We start from the raw sequence: 1,970 nt of genomic DNA on the forward strand, positions 1-1,970 counted from the left end.
GATGGCCGATCGCGGCCAGATCACCGGCGCCCTGCTCGACGGACCGCTGGCCTTCGACAACGCCGTGTCGATGGCGGCCGCACGCACCAAGGGCATCGTCTCCGAGGTGGCCGGCCAGGCCGACATTCTCGTGGTGCCCGACCTGGAAAGCGGCAACATGCTCGCCAAGCAGCTCGAATACCTGGGCGGGGCGGCCTGCGCGGGCATCGTGCTGGGCGCGCGCGTGCCCATCGTGCTCACCAGCCGCGCCGATTCGCGCGAGACCCGCCTGGCCTCATGCGCTGTGGCCGTGCTGCTGGCGCACCGCTACAAGGTGCTGCCGCCATGAGCGCGCTCATCCTCGTTCTCAACTGCGGCTCGTCGAGCATCAAGTTCGCGCTGTTCGACGCCACCGCGCAGCCCCTGCCACGCACGCCCCTGTGGAACGGCAAGGTGGACGGCATCACGGGGCCGGCCCCCACCTTCGGCGAAGCCGGCACCCCGCCCGGCCCGGTCGGCGCTGGACCCGGCCCAGCCCTACCACGCGGCGCTCGAGCACATCCGCGCACGCGTGCTGGCGCGCCTGGGCAGCCACCACATTGCCGCCGTGGCGCACCGCGTGGTGCATGGCGGCGCCAAATACTTCGACCCGGTACGTGTGGACGCTGCCGTGTTGGCCGACCTCAAGGCCTACATCCCGCTGGCGCCCCTGCACCAGCCGTTCGCGCTCGAAGCCATCGAGGCACTGCTCGCCACCGCGCCGGGCCTGCCCCAGGTGGCCTGCTTTGACACGGCTTTCCACCACACGCTGCCCGATGTCGAGAAGATGCTGCCCCTGCCCTACGGGGCCTGGGAGCGCGGCCTGCGCCGCTATGGCTTTCACGGCCTGTCGTACGAGTTCATGTCGGTCGCGCTGGCCGAGCGCTACGGCGATGCAGCGCGAGGCCGCACCATCGTGGCCCACCTGGGCAGTGGCGCCAGCCTGTGCGCCCTGCAGGGGCTGCGCAGCGTGGCCACCACCATGGGCTTTTCGGCGCTCGACGGGCTGATGATGGGCACGCGCTGCGGCGCGCTCGACCCGGGTGCCGTGCTGTATTTGATGGAGATCGAGAAGCTCACGCTCGAACAGGTGGGCCATGTGCTGTACCACGAGTCGGGGCTGCTGGGCCTGTCGGGCGTGTCCTCTGATCCGCGCGTGCTGCTGCAGCAGGAAGCCGGCAACGAGCGCGTGCAGGCCGCGCTGGCGCTGTATGTGCGGCGCATCGTGCGCGAGATCGGCGCCATGGCGGCGGTGCTGGGCGGGCTGGACATGCTGGTCTTCACCGCCGGCATCGGCGAGCACAATGCCGTCCTGCGCGAACGCATCTGCCGCGAGCTGGCCTTCCTCGGCGTGGACCTGCAGGCAGACGCCAATGCCACCCACGCGCCCCGCATCTCCAGCGCGGCGAGCCGCGTGACCGTGGCGGTCGAGCCCACGAACGAAGAATGGGTCGCCGCCTGGCGCACCGCGTCGCTCATCGGCCGGCCGTGCCACTGAGTTGGCACCGCCGAAGTCACAATCCCCTTTTCGCCCAGAGGTCCCCATGTACGAAAAAATCCTGGTTCCCTTTGACGGCAGCCCGACGTCTGAACAAGCCCTGAAGGAAGCCGCCGGCCTGGCGCTCAAGACGGGTGCGCAGGTGCGGCTGCTGTACATCGTCGATCCCCTCACCCACGCGATCGGATTCGTGCGCCCCGAGGTCTACCAGCGCGAGTTTCTGCCCGCCGCGGTGCGGGCCGGCGAGGCCCTGCTGCACAGGGCCCGCGAGCAACTCGCCGCCCAAGGCATCCCCGCCGAAATCCGTCTGGTGGAAAACATGGACGCCCAGGTGGCCGCCCTCGTGATCGAGGACGCGCGGCAATGGGGTGCCCGCCTGATCGTGCTGGGCACACAGGGGCGCCGCGGCCTGCAGCGCATGTTCCTGGGCAGCGACGCCGAGCAGATCGCGCGC

At 70.4% G+C, this 1,970-nt stretch carries 2 protein-coding genes and 1 pseudogene; all 3 read left to right on the forward strand.

Translation table 11 applies throughout. The features are described from left to right. On the forward strand, window positions 1-328 hold a 328-nt coding region (locus tag ACDELDRAFT_RS21830), incomplete at its 5' end, for a phosphate acyltransferase (protein ID WP_005800743.1). Next, window positions 325-1,516 (forward strand): annotated as a pseudogene (locus ACDELDRAFT_RS21835) (acetate/propionate family kinase). The gene ACDELDRAFT_RS21830 and the pseudogene ACDELDRAFT_RS21835, both read left to right, overlap by 4 nt. Before the next feature lie 46 nt (window positions 1,517-1,562). After that, window positions 1,563-1,970 (forward strand): universal stress protein (locus ACDELDRAFT_RS21840; protein WP_005800747.1); only part of this gene is annotated, 408 nt, incomplete at its 3' end.

Origin of the sequence: Acidovorax delafieldii 2AN, assembly GCF_000175235.1 — a bacterium.
GTDB classification, from domain to species: domain Bacteria; phylum Pseudomonadota; class Gammaproteobacteria; order Burkholderiales; family Burkholderiaceae_C; genus Acidovorax; species Acidovorax delafieldii_B.